Annotated in this window: 15 protein-coding genes; 9 read left to right on the top strand and 6 right to left on the bottom strand. The window is 41.3% G+C overall.

Annotation, left to right across the window (positions count from 1 at the left end; all coding sequences use genetic code 11):
* The first annotated feature begins 262 nt into the window (after positions 1-262).
* Positions 263-1,645: an F-box protein gene (locus PARA125_RS05075; RefSeq protein WP_213157649.1), complete on the top strand. Its 1,383-nt coding sequence runs from the start codon at positions 263-265 to the stop codon at positions 1,643-1,645.
* Here the strand turns inward: PARA125_RS05075 and PARA125_RS05070 are convergent.
* A complete protein-coding gene (locus PARA125_RS05070) occupies positions 1,638-4,163 on the bottom strand; it encodes a hypothetical protein (RefSeq protein ID WP_213157648.1) in 2,526 nt (841 codons plus the stop codon). The genes PARA125_RS05075 and PARA125_RS05070 overlap by 8 nt on opposite strands.
* Positions 4,164-4,838: 675 nt before the next feature.
* On the opposite strand from PARA125_RS05070, the gene PARA125_RS05065 reads away from it, so the two are divergent.
* Together PARA125_RS05065 and PARA125_RS05060 are read left to right on the top strand one after the other, a co-directional pair.
* On the top strand, positions 4,839-5,327 hold the full coding sequence (locus PARA125_RS05065; protein ID WP_213157647.1) for an NUDIX hydrolase: 489 nt from the start codon (positions 4,839-4,841) through the stop codon (positions 5,325-5,327).
* A gap of 239 nt (positions 5,328-5,566) precedes the next feature.
* Positions 5,567-6,952 (top strand): F-box protein, encoded by a 1,386-nt coding sequence (locus PARA125_RS05060; RefSeq protein WP_213157646.1) that lies wholly within the window; start codon positions 5,567-5,569, stop codon positions 6,950-6,952.
* A gap of 217 nt (positions 6,953-7,169) precedes the next feature.
* Here the strand turns inward: PARA125_RS05060 and PARA125_RS05055 are convergent, their stop codons facing one another.
* Positions 7,170-7,709, bottom strand: a complete 540-nt coding sequence (locus tag PARA125_RS05055) for a DUF2937 family protein (RefSeq protein ID WP_213157645.1) — start codon at positions 7,707-7,709, stop codon at positions 7,170-7,172.
* 344 nt (positions 7,710-8,053) lie between these two features.
* Between PARA125_RS05055 and PARA125_RS05050 the strand changes: the two genes are divergently transcribed.
* Together PARA125_RS05050 and queC are read left to right on the top strand one after the other, a co-directional pair.
* Positions 8,054-9,229: a branched-chain amino acid transport system II carrier protein gene (locus tag PARA125_RS05050; protein WP_213157644.1), complete on the top strand. Its 1,176-nt coding sequence runs from the start codon at positions 8,054-8,056 to the stop codon at positions 9,227-9,229.
* Positions 9,230-9,334: 105 nt separating this feature from the next.
* Positions 9,335-10,030: a 7-cyano-7-deazaguanine synthase QueC gene (queC, locus tag PARA125_RS05045; protein WP_213157643.1), complete on the top strand. Its 696-nt coding sequence runs from the start codon at positions 9,335-9,337 to the stop codon at positions 10,028-10,030.
* Positions 10,031-10,382: 352 nt separating this feature from the next.
* Here queC and PARA125_RS05040 read toward each other — a convergent pair whose 3' ends face one another.
* From PARA125_RS05040 to PARA125_RS05025, 4 genes are all read right to left on the bottom strand, one after another.
* Positions 10,383-14,195, bottom strand: coding sequence for an ankyrin repeat domain-containing protein (locus PARA125_RS05040; RefSeq protein WP_213157642.1), 3,813 nt, complete (start codon positions 14,193-14,195; stop codon positions 10,383-10,385).
* 452 nt (positions 14,196-14,647) lie between these two features.
* On the bottom strand, positions 14,648-15,181 hold the full coding sequence (locus PARA125_RS05035; protein ID WP_213157641.1) for a superoxide dismutase family protein: 534 nt from the start codon (positions 15,179-15,181) through the stop codon (positions 14,648-14,650).
* A 70-nt stretch (positions 15,182-15,251) separates the two neighbouring features.
* Positions 15,252-17,258 (bottom strand): NAD-dependent DNA ligase LigA, encoded by a 2,007-nt coding sequence (ligA, locus tag PARA125_RS05030; RefSeq protein ID WP_213157640.1) that lies wholly within the window; start codon positions 17,256-17,258, stop codon positions 15,252-15,254.
* Between the two features lie 15 nt (positions 17,259-17,273).
* On the bottom strand, positions 17,274-19,364 hold the full coding sequence (locus PARA125_RS05025) for a tetratricopeptide repeat protein (RefSeq protein WP_213157639.1): 2,091 nt from the start codon (positions 19,362-19,364) through the stop codon (positions 17,274-17,276).
* Between the two features lie 180 nt (positions 19,365-19,544).
* Here PARA125_RS05025 and PARA125_RS05020 point away from each other — a divergent pair, with 180 nt between their 5' ends.
* From PARA125_RS05020 to gyrA, 4 genes are read left to right on the top strand one after another with little or no spacing between them, the layout of a single operon-like run.
* Positions 19,545-20,537, top strand: a complete 993-nt coding sequence (locus PARA125_RS05020) for an ROK family protein (RefSeq protein ID WP_213157638.1) — start codon at positions 19,545-19,547, stop codon at positions 20,535-20,537.
* Positions 20,538-20,590: 53 nt separating this feature from the next.
* Entirely contained in the window at positions 20,591-20,929 is a 339-nt protein-coding gene (locus PARA125_RS09785; protein WP_213157637.1) for a DciA family protein, read from the top strand.
* A 44-nt stretch (positions 20,930-20,973) separates the two neighbouring features.
* Positions 20,974-23,475, top strand: coding sequence for a DNA topoisomerase (ATP-hydrolyzing) subunit B (gene gyrB, locus PARA125_RS05010; RefSeq protein WP_213157636.1), 2,502 nt, complete (start codon positions 20,974-20,976; stop codon positions 23,473-23,475).
* A 26-nt stretch (positions 23,476-23,501) separates the two neighbouring features.
* Positions 23,502-26,105: a DNA topoisomerase (ATP-hydrolyzing) subunit A gene (gyrA, locus tag PARA125_RS05005; RefSeq protein ID WP_213157635.1), complete on the top strand. Its 2,604-nt coding sequence runs from the start codon at positions 23,502-23,504 to the stop codon at positions 26,103-26,105.
* The last annotated feature ends 41 nt before the right edge of the window (positions 26,106-26,146 follow it).

Below are 26,146 nucleotides of genomic sequence, written 5' to 3'. Positions count from 1 at the left end.
CTATTTAGGATAAAAACAATCTTAAGGCTAATCCATATCAAGCAAACTTGGTATAAAGAAAGCTCAACTGTGAAAAAATATAGGATTTCAGGAAATGAAGAAAAGATATCTAGCCTCTAAAATAGGACTATAAAAGAAGAGAACCTCTTAGGGGATTGTGAATTTCATCCCAAATCCTCTTTATTGAAGAAAAAATAAACTAGAAAAAAACAATAAAAAATCTTTATAATTTTTTGGACGTTACAAAAAATGGAAGTTTATTATGACAGTTTCTATAAATCGTGATTTCTTATCCTTACCATGTGAGTTACAATTACAAATTCTTCAAGAATTAAACCCGAAAGATCTTTTAATTGCTGGTTTAGTTTGTAAGAATTTAAAAAATTTAACTGACCACTCTTCAGTATGGAAACATCATTTTCTTCGAAGCTGGAAAAAAATAAGCTGCTCAGAAAATATCAAATTTGGAAAAAACTGGAAGCAAATTGTTAAAAAAAGGCATGAAACAACAAAAAAGGTGCGAGCCAACAAAGGCGAAAAGATCAAGGATGCTTTCAAACATACCACTTATAAATTGCCCGAATTTGTTACTCCTGAAACCTGTGATTTGACAGTCGAAAATAAATTCGTCTTTATAAAAATAAATCAAGGCTCTAGTCAATTATATCGCCTTGAAAAGGACAGCTGCCAGCTCGTCTTCAATAATTGCAAAGATGAAAATTCTCTTTTAATTCATTGCTACGATGAACATATCATGCAGCTCACGCCTCAAGGACATCTCTATCGTTGGAATATGGCAGAAGAGCGCCCATTGCGACCCATTGCCTGTTTAAAAAACTTTGAGGAAGCTTATTTTGACCAAAATTTTCTCTTGTTAGTTTGGCCCCATCGTAAACAATTTGTGATTGTAAACGCAGAAAATGGGACGATATTTTGCGAATCCATTTCTTTTCCTTCTGCAATTCAATCTCTTATTTATCGCAATCACCAGGCTTTGATTCAATGTATGGATGGGTCTTTTTATTTTTTTAATAGCCATGCAGAAGACAGCTCTCAAAAGGCTTCTTTTACTATGTTGGAAGGCGGTATCCCGTTTCCTCTGTCTAAGCATCTTGTGCGTTTTGATAAAAAGCGTGTGATTGTTTTAGGCGAGGATGGCCTTTTACGCTCATGTAAGGTGTGGGACGCAGATACCGGTAAAACTGTATTTGCAGGGGAATTGAAACCTATTTATTTAGATAAAATGCGCGGGATGCAAAGAAAAATTATAACAGCTTTAGAGTATAACGGTGAACAATTCGCTGTGGGATTTAATTCGGGCGATATCATTTTATATAATCCAGATAATGGTGCTAGTATTGTGGAAGCTATTTGCTTTTTTAGTGCAATTCGGCAAATTTACCTCGAAAAAGAGCGTTTTGTTGGAATACCAGAAATATTCGGAAGACTTATATTTAGGAATACTTCGGAAGCATACAAGACACACGGCTGCGTCTATCCTAATAGGCCCGAAGGTTTTCCTGATTATAATTTTAACCTAGCAGGAACCTTTTATAACGAGCGCAAATTCGCTGTATGCAGCAGGGATGGCTGGTTAGATATCTGGGATTTTGCCAAGAAAACTTCTCCTAAAATTATTATTTAGTAACTACTGAATCAACAGAGCGAAGTAAAAGCTTTGATAAACTCCTATATTCATACATATGGCGATTTAAGAGTTCTAGATCTGAGGGTTTTAATTGCTCAATAAGATTCACAGTAGCATTCAGCTGCGCAGATAGGATGTTTTGAGTCAATGCGAGTTTTTGATAAGGGATAGGATACCCTTTTAAAACTTTCTCAAAAGCCTTTTGGGGGTTTGGCGCTAAAATTGACTCTACAATTGCCGAATACTCTGACTTTAAGTTAGAAGGATCGGGTTCTTTTAAATTTCGGAGCTCACTTATACGTTGTTTGGCATCTATTTCCTCACCTTCTAAATTTTTCTTTTCTTTTTCGAGCTGCTCCTTACTTGTCATTTTAAAAACGACATCCCAAAAAATTGAATACTCTTCATCTTTTAAAAGAGCTTTAACTTCTCCATAAATCTCGGGATCCTTTGTTTCCAACTCGTTTCTTAATTCCTCCACCTTATCGAATTTTTTATCAGAAATTAAATGGCCAAGATCAATTTGTAGAGCATCTTCAACCCTCATTTTTATCATTTCTTCACTCCTAGTGAGTTTGGTTTCCTCTAAAATTCCAGTGATCCCGCTCTTTTTTTGAATATTTTGTTTAATCTGCGATTTTAGCTTCTTTATTTTTTCATAAGCGTGGAAAAAAGGAGATTCTTTATAAGTTTTGTAAGCCTCTTCAATTTCTTCAGGTATTATAGATGCTAAAATAATATGAATAGATTGCAAGTTTTCTGACATGGTATTTATAGCGTCCAATTCTTCTGTTGGATCCATTAAATGCACGATTGAAGAAGAAGAATGAATAAATTTTAACCTCTCTAAATCTGGTTGAACACCTTCAACGATGCTCTTTACTCTCATTAAATCATCCATTTTTCTAAAGAAAGGTAGCTGGCTTGGGGTTTGGAAGCTATCGATAAGCCTAGCTAATTCTCCCAAATCTTTTTCCAATTTTCCTACCAGAAAAGTTTTTTCTTTTGAAAGCTCTAAGCAATCGCGCAACTGCTTTTCAATCCGTCTACCCACCTCTAAGGTACCCGAAATAGGACTCAATTCTAGATGAGAAATCTTCCTTAGCGTTTTTATTGCCTCTACCCTCACTTGATTTTCAATGAAATCATCTACTCGATTTAATGCTGAGGGTGCAACTAGAGTATGGTGATTCAAATAATAAAATTGAGTCTTTGGGTTAAGTAAGGCTGGCAAAGCCCATTGATCAAATAAAAGGTCTACTCCCCTATTAACAGGGGTTTTTCTTTCTCTTATGGCTTGGGTTAGATTTCTAAGAGCTGTATTGGGGATTCCTATTTTTTTAAGTTCTCGAGATAACTCGGCTGGTATGGCAGCGCCATTACTTTTTAGGATATTTCTTAGCTCCTCTTTAATACCTTGAATAGAGGCACTAAGAGGAAAGGTTTGAGCCCATATATTTTGTATTTCCCCCTCAATAGATTTTTTCTCCGAAATAATCATTTCGGCTAAGTCTGTAATCCTTTTTCTTGGCAGATTTACTTCCTCTAGCTTGTCAAGCAAAACCGAAGGTATTTCCTCCCGTCTATCCTCTCTCTTGTTGCGTATAGCTTGTATTAATTCCTGTTTAAGCTGAAAGAGATAAGTGTCATTCATTTCGGCAAAAAGCGAGTGATGACATGCTTCTGTTTCACTAAGTTCTGAACCTGTATATAATTGCTTTTGGGCTGGAACCCAATCGACCTCACACTTTGATCCCCAGTAAATAACCGCCATATGGAAATAAAGAAGAAGACGAGCCTGAGCATGCATTTGGATAAGCTCTGGCATAATCTCCCCTGTCTTATCCATCCTGTTGTTATAATTATCCATTTCAGTTATTAGCCTACTCAATTGTATAGAGAGAAACTCTTTGGATTCCGAAAGAACTTTTACAAATTCAGGAATAAATTCGCGTCCATTCATAATCACTTCTCTTTCTCGCTCTCCAAACAAAGTAAAAAGCTTTTGAGGTTTAAAGGCTTTTGTTCTTTCAACCGGCAATTCCATCTCTGCTTCTTCTTCCTCCCCTTCTTTTTCGGTTTTTTTTGGACCAAGGCTTTGTTTACGAGTAGAAGGCGATTGTTTTTTCCGAATTTCTTGAGAAAGAGGGCGCCCTCTTTTTGAAGCAGTACTGGAACTCACATATCCTTCTTTAACCACTCTTTTTTCATTTGTTGAGGAGCTTCGTTGTCTTTTCAATCGAGTGTCTGCTGCATTATCTATCTTAGGAATAGAAGGACCTTTTGTATCTGCAGAATAATGAAAATCTCTTTGGGTTTCTTTTTCCTCTGCTTTTCCTGAAGGAGAAGACGCTGTGACGGGATTGTGTAAGATCGCATTAGATAGGGTACTAGCTCTTGTAATAAGAGAATCGCTTTCTGATTTGTTTAATCCCTTTTCAGGCTGTTGAGTGTCTTCAGGTTGTGAAGACCCCTGTATTTTTGGGGAGCTATCATGGGGTCCGATATTAGCCATAAGGGTCTCCTGTAAGTAGACGGTTTATTATTAATTACGTCTGATAATTTATTTATGAATGTGACTCTTAATCTCACTTAAAGCTCTTTCAGCTCGTCTAATTCCCCGTTGCTTTGCCACTAAGTGCAGCCTTGGCCGAAAGCGTGGGAGTAAAATTATTAGTATGCAAAGGAGAAATGCTTGAATCGGGGGAGTTTCCTTTCTATGACAAGTCGCGCAATTAAAGCCGTGAACCCAGGTGGTCAGGTAGAAAAAGAAAAGGATGGAGGATAAAAGCCCATATAAATCCGTTTCTATGACCTGCCCCATAAAAAGCCTCAATATTGGCAAATAAAAAGATAAACTAATAATTTTAATTATACAATTATTTCACTTTTTATCAATTATTTATTATAAAATTTAAAGGTTAGTAAATTATTTATTTTTATTTTAAAAAAATGGGTATGTTAAGAGGGCTGGAGTTTTTAGCATACAAACTTTGTATGTATAGGAAGGTGTCATGAAGTTTGGAAGAGTGCAGGAAATCAAAGTATTCTAGCAGCATTTTTCGCAGAAAATGGCCTGCCAGCTGAGCTAAAAGAAACTGAAGCTCGATGGAAAACCCAAGCTTCAACTAGGTAAAGGATGTGTTAATTTAAAAGGAAACCGCATGCACGGATCTCCTCCCACACTTTTATGGAAATTCCCCATATCGAAGCGGTTTATATAGGTAAGAGATTTTCGGTATGCCATGCTGGAATAGCGGACAAATGCGGGAAATTGGTCACATGTGAGGCGATTATTCATCCGGGAACCATGGTCATCTTGCCCATTGTAGGCGCATCACATATGATCATGATTTGGAATGCTCGGATTATTGTAGGAAAAATCTTGTGGGAGCTTCCTGCCGTTATTGTAGAGCCTAAAGAATCGCCGCTAGAAACTGCCTATCGGAAACTCGCTGAGGAGACTGGCTATCAAGCTTCGCAAATTTCTTTCTTAACTTCTTTTTATAGCAGCCCGGGGATACGCGATGAAAAAATGTTTATCTATGCAGCCCATGATTTGAGGCATAGGGGCCAAAACTTGGATGATACAGAGAAGATTTCTGTGGAAATCCTATCTTGGAAGCAAATTCTTGAATGGATTAAAAATGCTAGCTATCAATTCAGTTATTTAGGATAAAACAATCTAAGCCTGAAAGGCAGGAAGCAAAGTGGAAAAAAGGAAGCCCTACTTTGAAAAAATATAGGGTTTGTAGAAAATCAGGGAAGGACAATCATGTCTCCAAGTTAAGACTGTAAAAGAAGAGGCCTCCTCGATGGTGAGTTTCATTCCCCCTCACGTTTATGGGTAGGAAAAAGAATGGGGAAAACTATACCGCATCTTCCTCAAACTTTTGAAAATGGCAAAAGCGGAAGATTATGATGGCAGTTTTTACACCCAGCAATTTTACATCCTTACCGTTTGAGTTGAAATTACGCATTCTCTGCAAATTAAATCCGTCAGAGCTTGTCATTGCTGGTCTGGTTTGTAAGAGCTTAAAACATTTAACTGAGGACTCTTCTCTATGGAAAAAACGCTGTCTTCGGCGCTGGAAAAAAATAGCTCATTCCGAAAAGATTAAATTTGGAAAAAACTGGAAGCAAATTGTTAAAAAAAGGCATGAAACAACAAAAAAAGTGCGAGCCAACAAAGGCAAAAAGATCAAGGATGCTTTCAAACATACCACTTATAAATTGCTCGAATTTGTTACTCCTGAAACCTGTGATTTGACAGTCGAAAATAAATTCGTCTTTATAAAAATAAATCAAGGCTCTGGCCAATTATATCGCCTTGAAAAGGACAGCTGCCAGCTCGTCTTCAATAATTGCAAAGATGAAAATTCTCTTTTAATTCATTGCTACGATGAACATATCATGCAGCTCACGCCTCAAGGTCATCTCTATCGTTGGAATATGGCAGAAGAGCGCCCATTCCAACCCATTGCCTGTTTAAAAAACTTTGAGGAAGCTTATTTTGACCAAAATTTTCTCTTGTTAGTTTGGCCCCATCGTAAACAATTTGTGATTGTAAATGCAGAAAATGGGTCGATATTTTGCGAGTCCATTTCTTTTCCTTCTGCAATTCAATCTCTTATTTATCGCAATCACCAGGCTTTGATTCAATGTATGGATGGGTCTTTTTATTTTTTTAATAGCCATGCAGAAGACAACTCTCAAAAGGCTTCTTTCACTATGTTGGAAGGCGGTATCCCGTTTCTTCTGTCTAAGCATCTTGTGCGTTTTGATAAAAAGCGTGTGATTGTTTTAGGCGAGGATGGTCTTTTACGCTCATGTAAGGTGTGGGACGCAGATACCGGTAAAACTGTATTTGCAGGGGAATTGAAACCTATTTGTATAGATAAAATTCGAAGAACCGTGAGAAAAGTTATCACCGCTTTAGAGTATAACGGTGAACAATTAGCTGTGGGATTTAATTCAGGCGATATCATTTTATATAATCCAGATAATGGTGCTAGTATTGTGGAAGCTATTTGCTCTTGTAGTGCAATTCGACAAATTTACCTCGAGAAAGAACGTTTTGTTGGGATACCAGAAGTATATGGATTGCTTGGATTTAGGAATACTTCGGAAGCATACAAGACGCACGGCTGCGTCTATCCTAATAGGCCCGAAGGTTTTCCTGATTATAATTTTAACCTAGCAGGAACCTTTTACAGCGAGCGCAAATTCGCTGTATGCAGTAGCGATGGCTGGTTAGATATCTGGGATTTTGCCAAGAAAACTTCTCCTAAAATTATTATTTAGTAACTACTGAATCAACCAACCATTTTGAACCTTCTCTTGTTAGTATGGTTGGAAAAGCAAAATTTTTAACAGAAATAAGGCCTTTTTCAATAAAGCTTAGCTTTGCCTACAGCAAAAAAAGCCGGCTTGCGTTAAATCAGAGTTCTTTTAAGATGTCTCCTAGGAGTCATTAAAAAAGAGATCTCCGAAAGCTGTAAAAGGGTTAAAGCCTATGCCTTTAAGAGTTTTTGGTTGGTGAAATGGCTTGCCATACAAACAAACCGAGATTTTTCAAAAAACGGCCACAGAAGGACAGAAGCCGATAAGAAAGCGCTCCAATGATCATTCCCCCCAACGCATATATTCCACCTTCTATCGTTAAACTCACTCCAAAGGCAAAATCCTTGAATGTTCCTTCCGCAATTGCCGGATCGAGTTGGGAAAAGAAAATGAAGGGTCGGCTAAAGGCATTGCTTTCTTGAAGATGGGCTAGAGCAGTGCTTAAATGATGAAAACGAACAAAGGTATGTTGCATCAGTTCTCCCTGCCGAATAAAATCTGGATCCCCGCTCGCTAAAAATTTAGCGATTAATTGGTCAATCGTTTTCCCAGAGAGATGAGCGGCTTGGGCAAGGGCTGTTGTCTGAATTTTAAGTTCGGCCACATGGCCAGCCAGACGTTGGCTATATTGTTGAATGAACGACGGAATTTGAGAAAATAGCAGCGCTCCGCATACAACGCATAGGCGATCAATGATTCCCCCAATCCACTTATGCATATTACTTTCCTTTTTTCTGTCTGCTTCTGTATAAAACGTAACAAAACTAGAAAAAAGAGAAAAGCTCAATTAAATATTAGTCCCTCCAATTATTTAGTGACATAAATTCCCCATTATGGTGAAATGACAGGCAAAGCAAGGTCACATACGATGTTTAGCAACCTAATCCACAGTTTATCCTTTTTGCGCGCTGCTTTGGTCGCTTCTGTCGTCTTTTTCGTCGTGCCTTAGGGCACATATCCTTTTATTCCACCCACTTCTTTTTTTTTGACACATGAAAACTCAAGCATGTTTATGCCTTTGAGAAATAGGATTTTGATTCACTTTATTTAAGATAGGATAATATGAATGTTTTTTTCAGCCGGACTACCTGGATGACGGGTTTGGCTATTTTTTCCATGTTTTTTGGCGCCGGAAATGTTGTTTTTCCTTTAGTTTTAGGCCAAATGGCCGGCGATCAAATTTTTGCTGCATTACCTGGTCTACTTTTAACTTCCATTGGCGGCCCCTTGTTTGGTTTATTTGGCACTATACTCTATAAAGGCGATTACAAAGCCTTTTTTTCACGCACGGGGAGAATTCCTGGCTATTTACTCATGCTTGTCTGCGCAGGCCTACTCGGTCCATTCGCCGTGATGCCGCGTTGCGTCGTATTGACTTATGCCTCTTTTCAGCCCTATTTTCCTGAACTTTCTTTATTTAGTTTTAGCATTTTATTTGGAATTGTGGCTTTAGCCTGCACTGTTAAACGGGACACCATTTTGTCCTTACTTGGTGGCTTTTTAAGCCCTGTGCTTCTAGGCTCCTTGGCTTTGATTATTTATCAGGGAATGAACTCTTCGCCGAGAGATCTGCCCTCTTTTACTCAAAATCCTTTAAAGCCTTTTGGGAACGGGCTTTTAGTAGGATATGATACGATGGACCTGATTGCCTCTATCTTCTTCGCTTTTACTGTTTGGAAGCTCCTTCGGGAACAATTTCAAACTACCGATATTCAAGATTCTCGCCTCGTCAAACAAACCACTATTGCAGCCGGATGTTTAGGAGGCCTATTCTTGGGCCTCATTTACGTAGGACTCAGTTTAGTAGCTGCGCTGCATAGCCCAGTCATCAATGATGTTCCTCCTGAGTCTCTTTTGAGCACGCTTTGTTTTCACCTCTTAGGCCCTTTTCAAGGAGATATTGCTACGCTTGCTGTCGCTTTAGCTTGCTTAACTACTGTCATCAGCTTGGGGGTGACTTTTGCGGAAGTCTTACAAAAAGAATTTTCCCAGCTCCAAATCTCCTATTCTTTTGCCATTATCCTGATAATGCTTTGGACAACCATTTTTGCAAATTTAGGATTTAGTCAGTTGATGTCGATTATCCATCCGATCGTTTCTGTCTGTTACCCCGCCATCATCGTGTTGACCTTCTGCAACGTTATGCATAAGCTTTATGGATGGACCACGGTTAAATTACCTGTTTTTGCCACGTTTGCTGTAACCCTAGGGCTTGACTTTTTCAATCGGCTAGGATAGGATACTAGGCTAGTATTTAATTTTTTAGCATAAATCATAAGCAGAGGCTCTAGATTTTTCCACGCAGATGTTAAATCTAGAGCATTGCAATAGCTCGCAATAGCCATGAAACTACAAAAAAAAGCCGTGGTCATTCACTCTGGAGGGATGGATTCAAGTATTTGTTTAGCCTTAGCTATTCGCCGTTTCTCGGTAGAAAATGTGCTTAGTATCTCTTTTATCTATGATCAAAGGCACTCGAGTGAATTAGAACAAGCTAAAAAAATCTGCCAAGTTTGGAATGTGGATCACGTGGTTTTATCTATTCCCTGCTTAAAGGAAATTACCACGAATGCTTTAACGGATGCCTCTTTACCGATTGAAGGGGGAAATGGCGCTCCACCTAATACGCTTGTCGTAGGAAGAAATGGCTTGATGGCGCAGTTAGGTGCCATCCATGCCCATAAATTAGGAGCTCATTGCATTTATATGGGAATTATTGGCGTGGAAGGAAATCATAGCGGCTATCGGGATTGCACCCGCTCCTATATGGACCTTAAACAAGCCCTTTTAAGATTAGACTTAGACGATGAATTATTCACGATTGAAACACCTTTAGTCGATATGAGTAAAAAGAAAACACTCGAATTAGCAAATGAAATGGGCGTTTTAGAATTCCTCTTAAATGAAACGATTACCTGTTATGAGGGAATTGCAAAACTTGGATGTCAAAAATGCCCAGCCTGTGTCTTGAGAAACGAAGGAATTCGACAATTTAGCGCCGAAAATCCTTCCTTCAAACTTCCTTACCCCCTCTTTTGAAAATTATTTTTCAATAGAAAAGCTCATTCGCAACTCATGTGGTTTCCCCCATTACCTGCAGATTGAAAATTTTAAAGCCGTCTTTCCTCTTTATCTGTTGAGTGCATTAAAAAGCTTATATTGGGGAAAAGCTTCCCTATACTGAAAACAGGCCCACTCGCTAAGGCATCAAGAAAGGGACGATTATCAGTTTTCTCTAGTAGCTATCGCAAAACAGGGCTCAAAGAAAATAAGTGTCTGTTTGCACAATGTATGCCAACATACCTGCCATAAATATTTAAGTAGATTTACTTAGCTACAAATCAAAAAAAAGCTTAGCTATTTAAAACTTATTTAGAGTTATGTAAGAGAGCTAGTCTTCTTTACGTAATTTTTTCTTTGGTCTTTCCTGGCTTTTTGTCTTTTCTGCCTGGACCTTTCTTTTTCTCTTGCAAGCGGTAGTCGCATTTGAACCGGCATGAGAAATTTGAAGCGTTTCCTCATGGGCCGAAGGAGACGCAAATTCTGTGGATAAATTAGCCCTAGCTGGGCGAGATTTTTTAGGCAAAGTTTCCGAAGAAGTTAAAGCTTTCTTCCTTTTTCTCGCCCTTATAGGTAAGGTGGGGACAGCTAAAGCTTCTTGAAATACCTTTTCAACCTCCAGGTGTTTTTGCGCTTGAGCTAAATTTAAGGGAGTTTTGCCCTGTTTGTTTAAGAGGTTTATCTCAGCTCCAGCTGCTAGTAGGGCTTGCACAGCGGGCAAGTTGCCCTCTAAAGCTGCGGCATGCAAAGGAGTATTACCGTCCAAGCCTTCAATGTTTAAAGGAATATGGTATTGCACAAAAAGTTTTATGGCTTCTTCTCCCATTGCAGAGATGGCGATATGCGCTGGGGTCTGCCCTTTTTTATTGTGCGTATTTATTTTAGCGCCTTTCTTTAAAAGCATTTCAAAGACCTTTAAGTTTTTGAAATAAGCCGCAATGTGTAAAGGACTATTCCCCATTTCATTTAAGAGATTTATTTTAGCTCCGCCCGCTAGCAAGGCTTGCGCAACGGGTAAGTTGCCCTCTGAAACTGCGAGATGTAAAAGACTATTGCCGCTCAAATCTTCCAAGTCTAAATTAATAGAGTATTGCCTGAAAAGATTGATGGCTTCTATCCCCATTGTGGAGATAGCGATATGCGCAGGGGTCTGCCCTTTTTTATTTTGAATATTTAGGGTAGCTCCCATTTTTAAAAGTGTTTCAAAGACCTTTAAGTTTTTGAAATGAGCCGCAATGTGTAAAGGACTATTTCCCATTTCATTTAAGAGATTTATTTTAGCTCCAGCCGTTATTAGGGCTTGCGCAACAGACAATTTGCCCTCTGAAACTGCAGCATGTAAAAGAGTGTTACCGCTCAAGTCTTCCAAGTCTAAGTCAACAGAGTATTGCTTGAAAAGATTAATGGCTTCTTTCCCTATTTTGGAGACAGCGATATGCGCAGGGGTCTGGCCTCTTTTATTGGGAATGTTTATTTTAGCACCTTTCTTTAAAAGTTTTTCGAAGGAATTCTTCTGGTTTCCCATAAGTGCAGCGATATGCAAGGGAGTATTTCCTACTGAGTCTAACAAATTAAGCTGCGGATCATTTTGGATAAGCTTATCGAGAAAAAGATTGAGAATTCTGTAATCTTCTTTACAGGCAGCTAAGTGTAGGGGGGTAATTTCGTTACAAGCTAAAGAAAAATCAGCTTGGTTATTCAATAAGATGCTAACGGCTGAAAAATTTGAGTGCTCTATCGCTACCCATAGCGGTGTTTTGCCACCTTTGCTTCTGGCATTGATCTGGGCTTTATGTGCTAGGAGTAAATCTATGTTTTTTGCGTCACTCTTAGTAGCAGCAACATGCAAGGGTGTCTCTCCTGCTTCGTTGGCTATATTCACTTTTGCTTTTTTTACTAATAATAAATTTATGGACGCTTGCTTGCCACTTTTTATAGCCAGATGCAATGGGGTCTCTCCTTTTTCATTAATGGCATTGATCCGGGCTCCATTGTTTAATAATACCTCGGCAACCCGCTTCTTTGGATTTTGCACGGCAAAATGTAAGGGTGTTTGTCCTTCCTTAGTTTTTTTATTTACTTCTGCTTGCTTCTTTAGTAATAGTGTTACAATAGACCAGCTGTTACCTTTAGCAGCTAGGTGCAAAGGGGTCTTTCCTGAATTTGTGGCTGCTTCAACATCGGCTCCTTGCTTCAATAGCCAATCTACCATCTCTAACTTTCCCTTTTTTACTGCTAAATGCAAAGGTGTTCTCCCAGAAAGAGTCATAGCATTGACTTCAGCTCCTTGTTTTAGCAGCGTATCTCCAATTTTTAAATTTCCATTTTTTACGACTAGATGCAAAGGTGTCATCCCCTGATTGGTTTTTGCATTAATTTTCGCTTTATATTGTCCTAGTAATTCGACCATGCTTTGAAAGCCTTTATCCGTGGCTAGATGCAAAGCGGTTTCTTTGTTTTGATTACAAGCTTCAATATTAACTTTTCTATTTAGTAGAAATTGCGCCGCTTGCTCATTTCCTATTTTTGCTGCAAGAAGCAAAGCCGTTTCACCCTTCTGAGTTTCTGCTTCCATATTGGCATTTTTTTCTACTAGCAATTCGACAATCGGCTCATTTCCTTTTTTAACAGCTTTATGCAAGGGAGTCTTTCCCTTTAAAGTAGGCTTGTTGATATCTGCATGCCTTCCAAGAAGGAATTCGACCATTTTGAGATGAGCATTCTCTACGGCCAATAGCAAGGCTGTTTTCCTGTTTGGGGTAGCTTCATGCATATCAGCCCCTTTTTCTAATAGCAATTGCACAATCTCGATATAGCCCCTTTCTGCAGCCAAGAGTAAAGGTGTTTTTCCATCTGGGGTAGCTTTATGCATATCACCCCCTTTTTCTAATAGCAATTGTACAATCTTAAAATGACCTTTTTCTGCGGCCAAGAGCAAAGGTGCTTTTCCGCCTGGGTTAGCTTTATGTATATCTGCACCTTTATCTACTAGCAATTGCACAATTTCGAAATAGCCTCTTTCTGTAGCCAAGAGCACAGGTGTTTTTCCGTCTGGGTTAGCTTTATGTATATCCACACCTTTATCTACTAGCAATTGCACAATTTCAAAATAGCCTCTTTCTGTAGCCAAGAAGAAAGCTTTATCCCCAAAGTAAGGGATTTTCTTAAGCCTAGAGAACATCAATTTTGCAATGTCAAGATACCCTTTGCTTAAAGCCGTTAAAACTACAATTTCAATACAAGTTAGAATGTGCCTGTTTATTGTCTCTTTATGTTTTAGGGAAACTGAAGGCGTTATAGATGCAACTGCCCAACTTAACAAAAGGTTTACAACGCCTAAAAGCCCTCCTTGCACCGCTTCATGCATAGCATGCTCAAGAACAGGTTTTCCTATTCCCAATAAAGCCTCCAAGCTGACAGGCTCTGGCTCGTAAAATGAATTCAAACGGCGGGGTGGTTGTAAAATTGGTACCTTCTCAGTGAGCCTGATATTAGAGGAGGAGAGGAAGGGATAAGAATTTTGAAGGGCAAAGGATGGAGGAATTAGATTTAAAATTAACCTTACTATTGTGGGTTGTTTATGCTGGATAGCTTCTATAAGAGAGGCGAAGCTATAATGACCTAACCTAGGCGATGTCTGAGCAAAGCGCTGGTGACGCCTTGAAGAGCGAGTTTTGAAGAAAAAATTAGTGATAACAGTGCAAACCAAAGGAGTTTCATATACTTTTTTTTGAGAAAAAAAGTTTAAAAATTCCTCATTAGTCCAATGTTCGCAATTTAAAAGCGTAGCTTCCAAATTTATTTTTTGTGTGTTTGGATAATAAACATGCCGCGAGTGAGGAAAATAACGGCTGGAAGATTTAAGCTCCTGGAAAAGAAGAGGAATCTTTTGCTGCATGCTTCCATTTCCGTCAGCACATCCTAATAAATGATAGAGCTGGCGTGAGGTATAGACGAACAAATAGCGGAACCTTTCTTTAAAAGCCTCTTCTTTTATTTGGTGCCAGTTTCGGGAAGCAAGGCATAATTGGCCTAAATCTCCAAAGGGAATAAACTTTGCAATATTTAACATTAATTCATTAGGCAATTCACTAAATAAAGAATGTTCCCTAAATTCTGTGTGAGTATTTGCAATAGGTAGCATAGGTTTTTCCTGGCTAAATTTAAAAAAGTTACTGCACAAGGTAGTATTTTTTGCTGTAAATTGCAAGTTTCATTGCAAGACGCCATCCTATCCGGAATCCATACCGCGCTCTTCGAGGATTCGTGGTGTAATAAATTTGGTGGACAATGCCTTAAGCACAGAATAGGCCCAAAGAAATTCCTTGAAAAGGAAGTGACCCTCACCTATCAAACAGAAAAGCAAGAAAAGCAAAAATCTTAGAGGGTTTCCCTGATGGGCAAGCTAAAATGAGGAGAGTTTGCCATCAAAAATTTTTACGGCTGCGCGGTAGGTTAAAAGTATAGGATTTGCTATATGCGTTAGCAAGTGTCAAAATGGGGAAAATGCCCGGCCTGCGTCTTGAGAAATGAAAGAATTCGACAATTTAGTGCCGAAAATCCTTCATTCAAGCTTCCTTATCCCCCTTTTGAAAGCTATTCCTCAACCGGGAGAATCAATCCACAAGCCATGCGCTTGCCCAAACTGCCTGCAGGGTGAATTTTAAAGTCGTCTTCATTCTGATGAATGACAACAGATTTACCTAAAATACTGTTGGGGCCATTCAGAGTAATCACCCTATCCAAACGTTCATAAAAAGCGTGCCCCTTTTCATTGGCTTCTAAATTTCCGAGATCGCTAATGTATCTTTCGGTATTTTCTGCTCTAGTTTTAGGATGGGCGGGCTCATAAGGACCTCCTGCTGAAGAGGCGTCAGGAGCGCTGCAGTCTCCAAATTCATGCACGTGAAATCCGTGCTTTCCAGGGGGCAGTCCTTGAATATTGGCGACAATCAACACCCCCTCTTTAGTTTCTGTAAAAGTGATACTTCCCCAAGTTTTATGTCCCTGGGTTGGATTCACTACCGCATTTGCTTTTTTGATAAGGTGTGGGGCTTCAGCCTTTCGGTCTGACGAATGACAAGATGTCAAAAGAAAAAGACACAATCCATAAGCTAACAGCTTTCTCATGATTTTCTTCCTCCACAATTAATCTCTGTCTATTTAGTCATGCCATTATTCCTACATTTTCAACAATAGATTAATCTAACAGCGCTTGAAATTCTTCTTCGGTAAGAATCTTTAAATGCAAGGATTTGGCTTTATCCAATTTGGATCCTGGATCTTCTCCTGCTAGGACGTAATCTGTTTTTTGGCTCACAGAATTGGTCACTTTGCCTCCCCGTTCTTTAATTAAGGTCGCCGCTGTAGGGCGGGTGTAATGCTTTAAAGTGCCGGTTAAAACGAAGGTTTTCGAACCGAAAGGATGACCCTTATGAGAAACGGATATAACCTCTTGGGGCGAAACTCCTCGCTGGAGTAGGAGGGCGATCTCTTCTTGATTGTAGGGGTCCGCAAAATACTCTACCACGGCAGCTGCCACTTTTTCACCAATACCTTCGATACTTAAAAGCTCTTCTGCCGAAATTCGCATAAGGGCGTGGATATTACCGGTTCTCTTGGCGAGTAATTCGGCTGTCCCTTCTCCCACATGTTTAATTCCTAAAGCCATAATAAATCGGAGAAAAGAAACATTTTTCGACCTTTCAATACTGGAAAACAGATTTTCGACTGATTTAGCTTTAAATCCTTCAAGCTGAGCAAGCTGCTCGCGAGTCAAAGCATAGATATCGGAAGGTTTTTTAACAAATTTCAATCTCACAAGCTGCTCTACCACTTTTTCGCCCATATGCTCAATATCCATGGCGGATTTCCCTGCAAAAAAGATTAGCCGGCGTAATTGCTGTTCTGGACAAAACAAGCTATTGGGGCATCTAACCGCCACTTCTTCATCCAACCTAGCAATGGGCGTTCCGCAACTTGGGCAATGGGTAGGCATACTCCAAGGAATGCTAGCTAATTTGCGTTTTTCGAAATTGACCGCCACCACTTTAGGGATAACATCTCCCCCTTTTTCAATAATAACCGAATCGCCTTCTCGAATATCTTTGCGCAAAACCTCTTCTTCATTATGCAAGGTGGCCCGCGCAATCTTGCTTCCTGCCAGAAAAACAGGTTGAAGTTCTGCGACGGGGGTTAAAACCCCTGTACGGCCAACCTGCACAGTGATGGTATGAATGTGTGTTTCGGCTTGTTCCGCCGCAAATTTATAAGCGACTGCCCAACGAGGGTTCTTCCCCGTCACGCCTAACCGTTTTTGCTCAGCCAACGAGTCGAGTTTGATCACGACACCGTCAATCTCAAAGGGAAGAGTTGACCGCAATTGCCTGACTTTTTCTACAAATTCCCAGATCTCTTCTAAGGTGTGACATTTGGCAATTTGGTTTAAAACAGGTAAACCATAACTTTTTAAAAGAGCGTGGCTAGCAAATTGGCTGGGCAAATCGCCTTGCGATCCCTGGGCGATCCCGTAAAAGACCACGTCTAGCTTTCTACGGCGGGTTTCGTTAGGATCTAAAAGCTTTAACGAACCTGCTGCTGCATTTCTAGGATTGGCCCAAGGGTCTTCCCCTTCTAGCTCTTTTTCCGCGTTCAACTTTTGAAAAACTTGTTTGGGCATGAAAATCTCTCCCCTGACTTCCAGAAAATCTGGAACAGAAGGGCCCACTAATTGTAAAGGGAAAGCGGCTACTGTTCGCAAATTAAGGGTGATATCGTCCCCTCTTCTTCCATCTCCTCGAGTAATGCCTCGCACAAAAACCCCTTTTTCAAAATGAGCGGCAATAGCGATGCCATCCATTTTAAGTTCGCAAGAAAAAGCGATTTCTTGTAAGCGAGCTAATTTTTTAATTCGCTTAATAAAATCCTCCACTTCCTCTTTGCTATAGGTGTTAGCTAAAGAAAGCATAGGAGTTTGATGGGGGATCGTTCGGAACCCCTCTGTAAGCATCTCTCCTACTCGCTGAGAGGGGGAAGCAGGCGAGACCCATTCGGGATGCTCTTTTTCCACCTGCTCTAACTGGTGCATTAAATGATCGAATTCTTCATCGCTAATGAGAGGGCGATGATCCACGTAATAAGCTTTATTGTGTAACCAGATTTGATTGCAAAGCTCCTGGTAGCTTTGGTAGCTTGAGGGTTTTGTCATGGGATAGCTGTATCATTATTTTTCGTTTTCTTCTAAGCGGAATTTGGTGGTCAATTGCGAGATAAAATTGCGAAAAGCTGCGGTGTGGCGAAGCCCTTCTAGCCATTCGTCGTGCATAATATCGTCAATTTCAGGAAGCGCATCTACTTCTTCTGCTTTTTGCAGGTAATGCAAAGCGGTAGCGTGATTTCCTATTAAAGAATAGAGGCAGGATAAATTATAGTAAACAGGAAGATGACCAAGAGCGATGGCTTGCGTAAAAGCTTGCCCTGCTTTTTCATATAAGGCAGAACTAGAATCGGCTGTAGAAACATCATCTACCAGCAACGCCCAGTGGACAAACGTCAATCCCAAATCGTTCCAAGCCATTTCATCTTCAGGATTTTCAGCCACAAGCACTTCAAAGTGTTCCACAGCTCTTTGAAAAAATTCAAAATCATCCACAAGTTCTCCCAAATGGGAATAGGCAAGCGCCAGATTGTAGCGCGCATGCGCATAAGAAGGATGCACTTGGATAATTTTAGTTAGCACTTGAATCGCCTTTTCATAACAGGCTGCGTCTTGATTAAAATCTCCCTGAAAATCCAAAGCACAGCCGTAGTTGTACCAAAACTCCAAATCTAGGGACTCATGCGAATAATTGTCTCCATAGATTTCAATGGCATGTTCAAATTTTTCAATAGCAGCTTCAATATACCGCTTATCGCTTGTCATTTCGGCCAGCTTCATCAAAACAACACCCCAATCATTCCAAAATTGGGGAAAAGGAGTATCTGTAAATTCAATCACGCGAGAATAGAAGCGAACAGCTTTCTCAATTACATGCTTATCCTGCTTCAGTTCTCCTAAGGAAAAGTGGGAAACGGCTAAACCATACCAGAAAAGAGGATTGCTGCGATTCAACGATAAGGCATACTGAAATTTGCCAATAGCCTGAATGTAATACACTTCATCATTAAAATAATGGCCGAGCTCATTTAAGCACTCCCCATAAACAGCCCAGTAATGAGAATTTTCCGAATCTATTTCCACGCTTTGCGCAATTTTGTCTTCTGCCCGCCGCAAAAGATCCAAATTTTCTGTCAAAGATCCCAACGTCACAAGAGTTTCACTTAGCTTGCTTAATACAAGCGGATTGCTAGGATCTAACTCATCCGCTTTGGTAAACTTGTTACAAGCTTGGGCAAGCAAATTGAGGTCTTTGCGGTTTTTGCCTGAAAATAAAAATAACATCCCCCATTTAAACCAAAGCACAGGGTGATCGGGATTAATTTCGGAGGCTTGTTCAAAACATTTTTGGGCCTCTTCAAAAAAAGCTTCGTCCGCAGAAATTTCAAATAAATGTTGAAGGCAGCTTGCTAGATTAAACCAGCCTTGAAAAAAATCTGCTTGATTATGCACAGCTTTTTGATAAATTTCGACAGCTTCTAAAAACATGTCTTGACGGCCAACTAAATAGCCTAAATCCACAATCGCATTTCCATAATCATTCCAAAATTCTTTATAATTCATTCCCAATTCAACGGCCTTGGTGAATTTTTCAATCGCATTTCGATAATCGATCGCTTCTCCCGAAATTTTACCATGCTGCGCCCCACACAGCCCCCATTCCCAATAAAATGCCCCTAGTTCATGTTCGGTACATCCCTCGGAAGACTGTAAAGCTTTTTCAAATTTTTCTTCAGCTTGTTCAAAATGGGAAGTATCCTGATAAAAAACCCCTATTTCTACTAAAATAGCTCCCCAAGCACGCCAAGCCAGAAAAAATAAAGGATCTAGCCCCACAGCTTTGCTATATGCAGCGCAAGCGGCTACTAGATCGTTTAAATTATGATGCTGCGCTGCATAGGCCAAACCTTGCTCATAATAAATTTTTGGAGACTGAGGAGCGATTTCTGTGGCCAGCTTCAGGGAAGCTTCCCCTTCTCTTTTGCCTTCTTTTAATAACGCTTTACCTTCCATCACAAATAGCGACGCCAGCTGTTCTTTTTCCTGGTCTGCTAAGCAACCCCAGGCGTCCTCCTTTCGAAAAGGATCCAAGTGCTCAAAAGTTTTAGTATTCAAAACTTCTTGCAAAACTTTTTTGATTAAAAGAGAATTTTTCATAAGATCTTGAGAGGAAAGCCTAGTGAATGTTGGTTAATTTGAAACATGCCATTACGTCTCAAATCATAAAAAAAGCAAAGTTTTATTACAATATTTAAAAGTTTATCATAATTAATTACTTTTGGCAAAACATCTGAAACATTTTGAATAGAGATTTTACATTTGATCTAAAGAGGTTTTATGAGGTTAAAAAAGTGGACAATTGGAATCGACGTGGGGGGCACAAAGATTGAAGCAGCTTTAGTGGATACAGAAGGCTCTATTCTTTTTCATTCCAAATCTCTCACCCCAGCAAAAGAAGGCTTAGAGGCTATTGTGCATCAAATCGGAACAACCATCCAAAACCTGCACCGTCAGGCTCCAGAGCCGGTTATGGGAGTAGGGATTGGAATTCCTGGCCAAATCCACTCTGCCTCTACTGTCCTTTCAACCCCTAACCTCCCCTTCAAAAACACCCCTTTAAAAAAACTCTTAGAAAACTTCACTCCACTTCCTATTTATATAGATAACGATGTGCGCACTGCTACCCGCGGCGAATGGATTTTTGGAGCGGGGAAAAATTGCTCAAATTTTGTTTGCATGTTTTTAGGGACTGGCGTAGGAGGTGGAGCAGTGATTAATCACCGTATTTTCTCAGGGAGCACTCATACTGCCGGAGAAATTGGGCATATGACAGTAGATCTAAACGGTCCCCTTTGTACATGCGGAAATTACGGCTGCGTGGAAGCCTATAGCGGCGGATGGGCAATCGCCAAAAGAGCTAAAGTAAAACTAAAGGAATATGGCAAGCCTTCCCCTCTATTGGAACTCGCCCAGCAAAACTTAGACAACATTGATGCGGCCCTTGTCTTTGAAGCCGCTAAGCACGCCGATCCAATCGCCATGGAAGTGATCCGTGACGCTTCTAACGCTTTGATTGCTTGTGCTAGCACGATTGTAAATATTTTAAATCCCAAACGGCTGATTATTGGCGGAGGAATCTTATCTGGCTATCCCCACTTCCTTGAAGAAATTCGGGCCGGCATCCAAATGCGCGCGCTAGCCGCGGCTTTGCAAGAGTTAGAGGTAGTGGCAACCGCCACACAAGGGAAGGCTTCCCTGCTTGGAGCCGCCGTCCTAGCACTCGAAAGTCAATTCTCAGACTTGGTTCCCCAGGAGAAAATAAAGTGTTGATCCAGGTATAAAGATATGCTATATTAAATGCTCATATTGACCATGAGGAAATCGTGAGAAAAAACACACGGCGCATCCCAAAGGACTACGACGGAACTGAAGTCACGACTCATCAAGTTAGCGATGTTTTAACTGCTGTCCTAGCAAGGATTCATGAAAAATATCAGGAACATCCCGACCTAGTCCTTGCTGCTTGGCCAGGTATAATCGGACCTAAACTAGCTGGAATGACCCAGGCCGTTTCTTTTTCTGACGGCATTTTTGTCGTCAAAGTCAAAAATTCTACTTTGTACAGTTTGCTAAACCAAAATGAAAAGCCTAGAATTTTACGAATTTTAAGAGAAAAGTTTCCAAAAGTCATGATCAAAGGAATTATGTTTCGGATGGGCTGAGCTCCACTTAAGCATGAGACTAAATCATTTATCAAGGTTGTTGAATGGCTAACGATACGCTAAATTCAGAAGATAATAAAATAGCCCAAAAAGCTTACGATGCAAGCTCTATCACAGTTTTAGAGGGACTGCAAGCTGTACGTGAACGCCCCGGTATGTATATTGGCGACACAGCAAGCAATGGATTACATCAACTTGTTTATGAAGCCGTAGACAACTGTATTGATGAAGCCATGGCTGGCTATTGTTCCGCGATTTATGTCACCTTACACAAAGACGGTGCCGCGACAATTGAAGATAATGGACGGGGGATTCCCATCCAAAAACATGAAAAAGAATCGCTTAAGCAAGGTCGCGACGTCTCCGCTCTTGAAGTCGTGATGACAATTTTACATGCGGGGGGGAAATTTGATAAAGATACCTATAAAGTATCTGGAGGATTGCACGGCGTAGGCGTTTCTTGCGTGTGTGCCCTTTCCAAGAAATTGGTGGTTCAAGTTTACAACCAAGGCTCTATCTATGAAATGGAGTTTTCGAAGGGACAAGTTGTTCGCCCTCTCTCGGTAGTGGGAACAACCACGAAACGAGGAACAAAGCTTACCTTTCTTCCCGACGAAACCGTCATGACAGTCACCTCCTTTGACTACGACATCTTGGCCAAACGTTTGCGAGAACTCGCCTTCTTAAATAAAGGGATTAATATTTATTTTCACGATGAACGGGATCCCAATAAAGACGATGTCAATTTTTGCTATAGCGGAGGACTCCTCTCTTTTGTTTCCTACCTAAATGAAAACAAAGAGCCCCTCTTCCCCACTCCCATCTACTTCCATGGCTCGCGTCAAGGAGATGACGGACCTATTGAATTTGAAGGATCTATGCAGTGGAATGATGGCTACAACGAAAATATTTATTCTTATGTCAATAATATTGCCACGCGCAGTGGAGGAACACACTTAACAGGTTTTTCGACAGCCCTCACGCGCGTCCTTAACAACTACATCAAGAATCACGGCCTTCTCAAAAGCGATAAATATTCGATTACTGGCGAGGATATGCGCGAAGGCTTAACAGCTGTTATTTCTGTTAAAGTTGCCAATCCCCAATTTGAAGGGCAAACCAAACAACGTTTAGGAAATAGCGATGTAGGATCTGTGGTCCAACAAATCGTGGGAGAAGAACTCGCCATCTATCTAGAAGAAAATCCTGCGATTTCAAGGGCTATCGCCGACAAAGCCATTTTAGCGGCCCAAGCCCGTGAAGCTGCGCGCAAAGCGCGCGAACTCACTTTGCGCAAGTCGGCTCTCGATAGTGCTCGCCTTCCAGGTAAATTGACAGACTGCCAAGAAAAAAATCCGGCACTCTGCGAAATTTACATTGTTGAGGGAGACTCTGCGGGCGGCTCTGCCAAATCGGGACGGGATCGCCGTTTTCAAGCCATTCTTCCTATTCGCGGCAAAATTTTAAACGTGGAAAAAGCTCGTTTAGAAAAAGTTCTCGGAAACCAAGAGGTTGGCACCATGGTGGCAGCTCTGGGATGTGGAATTGGGCGGGATGGGTTTAACGTGGAAAAGCTGCGCTACCATAAGATCATCATTATGACGGACGCTGACGTTGACGGCTCTCACATTCGCACCCTACTGTTGACCTTTTTTTATCGCCACATGCCGGGACTGGTGGAGAATAACCACATTTATATTGCGCAACCCCCTCTTTACCGCGTAACTCGTAAAAAGACGAGCCGTTATATCCGTTCTGAGAAAGAAATGGACGACTATTTGCTCGAGCTGGGAGTTAGCGATATTAAAATAAGAGTAAAAGAGACAGAACTTCAGACAGAAAGAATGCAAGAACTCATCGAAACCTTGCTGGAAATGGAAGCCTTTGTCTCCCGGATTGAACGCAAAGGCGTCTCCTTTAGAGAACTTTTAGCTTCAAAAAATGCAGAAGGAAAACTCGCCCGCTTTCAAGTCAACCTGTTAAGAGGTTCTAAGTTTGCTTATTCCATCCAAGAATTTGAATCCCTTAAGCAACAAGATGAAGAAGAGCAGCAGCTTCGCCACCAAGAAACTTTGGCTTCTATTCCTGAGTCTGAAATTACAGACGAGATGCGCACCTTCCGCCCTACCCGCTTTAATTTTATCGAGTTATACGAAGAGACTTCCTTGCAGAGCTTGCTCGATCGCTTAAGTTCTTTTGGGTTTAACTTCGAACATTATCTCATCGCTGACGGCCATTTATTGGACATCGTGGAAGATGGGGGAAAAAGCACCCCTTTTTCCACCCTTGGGGAAGTGTTGGCCTTCATTCGTGAAAATGGAAGAAAAGGGATTGAGATCCAACGTTATAAAGGCTTGGGCGAAATGAACGCCGACCAACTCTGGGAAACCACCATGGATCCTGAGCAGCGCACTCTTGTACGCGTTACCCTGCCTGATATGGTTGCTGCAGACCACATGTTTACAATGCTAATGGGTGAAGCAGTACCGCCACGGCGTGCTTTTATTGAGCAGCACGCTTTATCAGTCAAAAATCTAGATGTTTAATCATTGGTTATATTCCAGGAGAAATAATGTCTTACACTGAAAACGAGATTGTCGTTCCTCGTAATGTTGAAGATGAAATGAAGGATAGCTATTTGCGCTATTCGATGTCAGTGATTATAGCCCGCGCTTTGCCGGATGCGCGCGATGGCTTGAAACCCTCTCAGAGGCGAATTCTCTATGCCATGCGCCAACTGAATTTAAGTCCTGGTGGAAAGCATCGTAAATGTGCCAAGATTTCAGGTGATACGTCTGGTGACTACCACCCCCATGGTGAGCAAGTCATTTACCCAACCCTTGTCCGCATGGCTCAAGGTTGGCTCATGCGCTATCCCCTGATCGATGGTCAAGGAAACTTCGGCTCGGTGGACGGCGACCAGCCCGCCGCGATGCGTTATACAGAAGCCCGCTTAACGCATGCTTCCGTGCAACTCATGGAAGATTTAGATAAAAACACAGTCGAAATGGTTTCAAACTATGACGAGACCAAAAAAGAGCCGACTGTTTTTCCTGCTAAATTTCCTAATTTGCTGTGCAACGGTTCCTCTGGAATTGCGGTGGGCATGGCGACGAATATTCCCCCTCACAACCTCAATGAATTAATCCAAGCAACCTTGCTGGTCTTGCAAAATCCTGCCGTCTCGATCGATGAAATCATGAAGGTTATGCCAGCTCCTGATTTTCCCACAGGAGGGATTATCTGCGGCTACCGTGGAATTAAAGAAGCCTTTCACACAGGGCGTGGACGGCTCCTTTTGCGCGCCGTAATCCGCGTGGAAGAAAATGAGGAAAACCCCGATAGGCAACGGTTGATTGTGGATGAGATTCCTTACAACGTCAACAAGTCCCGCTTGATTGAACAGATTGCCGATCTTATCAACGCCAAAACCATCACCGGGATTTCTGATTTACGCGATGAATCGGATAAAGATGGGATGCGCATTGTAATTGAGCTAAAACGGGGAGAAATCACCGAGGTGGTCCTCAACCAGCTATTTAAGTATAGCGACTTACAAATCACTTTTGGTTGCAACATGTTGGCCTTAGATAAAGGCCTGCCAAAGATCATGAACATCAAGCAACTCATTGCAGCCTGGGTTGACCATCGCATTGAAGTTGTCCGCCGCCGAACACGTTTTGAATTGAATAAAGCAGAAGCGCGCGCCCATATTCTAGAAGGCTACCTAAAAGCCATCCAGCATATGGACGATGTGGTTCGGATAATCCGAGCCAGCAATAACCGCGAAGAAGCGCGCGATGAACTGATTAAACAGTTTGATCTCACAGAAAGGCAAGCCAATGCGGTTCTAGACCTCAAACTTTATCAATTGACTGGCTTAGAATACGAAAAAATCAACGAAGAATACCGAGAGCTCTTGCAAAAAATCGAGTACTACCGTGCCGTTCTTGCTAGCGAAGCGATGGTGCGGGATATTATTCAAGATGAATTGCAAGACATTCAAAAACACCATCGCACAGGGCGTAAAACCCAAATTATGGCGGCTGAAAGCGAAGTGAACATGGAAGATTTAATTGCCAATGAATCTGTCATTATCACCATTTCCGAAGATGATTATATTAAACGGATGCCAGTCGACACTTTCCGGGAACAACGCCGTGGCGGGCAAGGAATTGCCGGCATGCACTTAAAGCGAGAAGAAGATGCCATTAAAGGACTTTACGTCGCTTCGACTCATGATCATCTGCTAATTTTCACAAACCTTGGCCGCTGCTATTGGCTAAAAGTTTGGCAAATTCCGGAGACAGGCCGAAAATCAAAAGGAAAGCCCTTAATCAACCTTCTGGAAGACATTCGCCCCGATGAGAAAATTGCAACTGTCTTGCGCGTTTCCAATTTCGAACAGCAGGCTTATATCCTCATGGCGACTAAAAAAGGAATTGTTAAAAAGACAGGGCTTGCTGAGTTTAGCCACCCTAGGCGCAAAGGAATTTGGGCGCTAGACATTGTGGAAGGCGATGAAGTCGTGGCAGCAAGGTTAGTCTCTGAGGCGCAACAAATCATGCTCTTCACCTACCTGGGAATGGCTGTGCGGTTTGACCAAGGCAAAGTGCGGCCCATGGGACGTACCGCTCGCGGGGTAAAAGGGGTGACCCTTAAGGATGACACCGACTATGTGGTAGGCTGTGAAGCTGTCAACGGCACAGAAACGATCTTAATCGTGTGTGAAAATGGATTTGGTAAGCGTTCTAACGTGGAAGATTTCCGACAAACAAACCGAGGAGGCGTGGGCGTACGCTCGATCATCACAAGTGAAAGAAATGGAAATGTGGTGGGCGCCTTATGTGTGAAAGATGAAGATGGCATGGTAATGATATCGGCTCAAGGCCAAACGGTGCGGATCAGCATGAAAGATCTGCGCGTGATGGGACGCAATACCCAGGGTGTCAAATTAGCTAACTTAAAAGAGGGCGATTACCTGGTTGCCATCCAAAAATTGGAAGTCTCCGACGACATGGAAAACAATAAAACAGAAACTCCAGAGCCTAGCCCCTCTCTTCCTATAGAGACAACGGGCGGAGCTGATTTTGAAGAGTCTGGCTTTGAGGAAACCATCGAAGAAGAAATCAAAGAAGAAGAACTAGCGACACCTTTTGAAGAAGGCGAAGAATAAACAACCGATTGGCTGCAGAACCTATCTGCAGCTATCCCTTT

Origin of the sequence: Parachlamydia sp. AcF125, assembly GCF_018342475.1 — a bacterium.
Lineage (GTDB): Bacteria > Chlamydiota > Chlamydiia > Chlamydiales > Parachlamydiaceae > Parachlamydia.
This window is presented reverse-complemented; position numbering and strand designations above follow the sequence as displayed.

What these genes read in the sequence shown, in the direction of transcription:
- PARA125_RS05075 (WP_213157649.1), top strand. Translation starts at nt 263, where the DNA reads ATGACAGTTTCTATAAATCGTGATTTCTTATCCTTACCATGTGAGTTA.
- PARA125_RS05070 (WP_213157648.1), bottom strand. Translation starts at nt 4,163, where the DNA reads ATGGCTAATATCGGACCCCATGATAGCTCCCCAAAAATACAGGGGTCT.
- PARA125_RS05065 (WP_213157647.1), top strand. Translation starts at nt 4,839, where the DNA reads ATGGAAATTCCCCATATCGAAGCGGTTTATATAGGTAAGAGATTTTCG.
- PARA125_RS05060 (WP_213157646.1), top strand. Translation starts at nt 5,567, where the DNA reads ATGATGGCAGTTTTTACACCCAGCAATTTTACATCCTTACCGTTTGAG.
- PARA125_RS05055 (WP_213157645.1), bottom strand. Translation starts at nt 7,709, where the DNA reads ATGCATAAGTGGATTGGGGGAATCATTGATCGCCTATGCGTTGTATGC.
- PARA125_RS05050 (WP_213157644.1), top strand. Translation starts at nt 8,054, where the DNA reads ATGAATGTTTTTTTCAGCCGGACTACCTGGATGACGGGTTTGGCTATT.
- queC (WP_213157643.1), top strand. Translation starts at nt 9,335, where the DNA reads ATGAAACTACAAAAAAAAGCCGTGGTCATTCACTCTGGAGGGATGGAT.
- PARA125_RS05040 (WP_213157642.1), bottom strand. Translation starts at nt 14,195, where the DNA reads ATGCTACCTATTGCAAATACTCACACAGAATTTAGGGAACATTCTTTA.
- PARA125_RS05035 (WP_213157641.1), bottom strand. Translation starts at nt 15,181, where the DNA reads ATGAGAAAGCTGTTAGCTTATGGATTGTGTCTTTTTCTTTTGACATCT.
- ligA (WP_213157640.1), bottom strand. Translation starts at nt 17,258, where the DNA reads ATGACAAAACCCTCAAGCTACCAAAGCTACCAGGAGCTTTGCAATCAA.
- PARA125_RS05025 (WP_213157639.1), bottom strand. Translation starts at nt 19,364, where the DNA reads ATGAAAAATTCTCTTTTAATCAAAAAAGTTTTGCAAGAAGTTTTGAAT.
- PARA125_RS05020 (WP_213157638.1), top strand. Translation starts at nt 19,545, where the DNA reads ATGAGGTTAAAAAAGTGGACAATTGGAATCGACGTGGGGGGCACAAAG.
- gyrB (WP_213157636.1), top strand. Translation starts at nt 20,974, where the DNA reads ATGGCTAACGATACGCTAAATTCAGAAGATAATAAAATAGCCCAAAAA.
- gyrA (WP_213157635.1), top strand. Translation starts at nt 23,502, where the DNA reads ATGTCTTACACTGAAAACGAGATTGTCGTTCCTCGTAATGTTGAAGAT.